Source organism: Vibrio sp. 1078-1 (genome assembly GCF_033340475.1).
In genome coordinates, this window is record NZ_JAWOWM010000628.1 from 1 (window position 1) to 584 (window position 584).

Annotated in this window: 1 protein-coding gene; it reads left to right on the forward strand. The window is 36.3% G+C overall.

Annotation, left to right across the window (positions count from 1 at the left end):
• Positions 1-240: 240 nt before the first annotated feature.
• The coding region (locus R7190_RS29185; RefSeq protein WP_318138112.1) for an extracellular solute-binding protein at positions 241-584 on the forward strand (344 nt) is incomplete at its 3' end.

Sequence of the window (584 nt, forward strand, 5' to 3'; positions counted from 1 at the left end):
CATTGGATAAATGAATCGAAAACATTTTAATTCATCTTAAATGATAATAAATAAAGTATGTAATATAATTAGATTTTTATTTAGTAAATTTTATTTTCAATTGTTTGTTTTATCACAATAACTGCTAGCTATAGTGATTGAAATCACATCAATGAATAACCTGTATGGAAAAAATAACACAAAGGAGCATATTTGCACCATAAATTTTATTTTTACCAAAAACGAAAGGCGTGAAATTTTATGGATAATAATAAATTTAGTAAAAAACTATCTGCTCTCGCAGTTACTGCTCTATTTTGTTCGCCAATGGCGTTGGCGCAGCAGTCCTTATTAGTCTGGGAAGACATGCAAAAGTCTTTTGGTAATGAAGAAGCGGTCGCAGCGTTTGAAAAACAACATGATGTGAAAGTGAATGTGCTTGAAATGCCATATGGCGGTCAGGTTGAATCTCTGCGTATGGACGGCCCAGCGGGTACCGGCCCTGACGTCGTCTTGATTCCCCATGATCAGATCGGTGGGGCGGTTATCCAAGGTTTACTTGCTCCAATTCAGGTCGATAAAGCCGTTACCGATACATTTAGTCA